Source organism: Pararobbsia alpina (genome assembly GCF_902859895.1).
In the GTDB taxonomy this organism is placed as follows: domain Bacteria; phylum Pseudomonadota; class Gammaproteobacteria; order Burkholderiales; family Burkholderiaceae; genus Pararobbsia; species Pararobbsia alpina.
Genome location: NZ_CADIKM010000240.1, coordinates 1 through 533, shown reverse-complemented (window position 1 = coordinate 533; position 533 = coordinate 1). Strand labels below are relative to the sequence as shown.

At 55.3% G+C, this 533-nt stretch carries 1 protein-coding gene; it reads right to left on the bottom strand.

Translation table 11 applies throughout. The annotated features are described in order from the left end of the window. Positions 1-463 (bottom strand): sulfatase-like hydrolase/transferase (locus HV670_RS30475; RefSeq protein WP_175108609.1); only part of this gene is annotated, 463 nt, incomplete at its 3' end. Between the last annotated feature and the right edge of the window lie 70 nt (positions 464-533).

The following is a 533-nucleotide window of genomic DNA, read 5'->3' as shown; positions in this document are numbered from 1 at the left end:
AACGTTTCCTGAATGCTGGATCCTTTGGATAATCGGGATCCTCAGGCTCCTCTTCCGCATTCAGGTGATACAGATTGCCGAAGAACTCGTCAAACCCGTGCATGGTAGGCAAAAATTCATCCTTGTCGCCCAGATGATTCTTGCCGAACTGCCCGGTGACATAGCCTAGCGGCTTGAGCAACTCCGCAATGGTGGGGTCTTCTGCCGACAAGCCGACATCGGCACCCGGCATACCGACCTTGGTCAGCCCCGTGCGGACTGGATTCTGCCCGGTAATGAAGGCTGCGCGGCCAGCCGTGCAGCTCTGCTGCGCATAATAATCTGTGAATGCCACGCCTTCATTGGCGATGCGATCGATATTGGGCGTTCGATAACCCATCTGCCCACGGCTGTTGAAGCTGATGTTCCACCATCCGATATCGTCGCCCCAAAGAATCAGGATATTCGGTTGCTTTGTCGCCATGATTGCTTCCACTCCTTTCAGATAGGGCCCGGTCGCAAGCCGGGCGAAGAGGCTGCATCAATCACCGAAC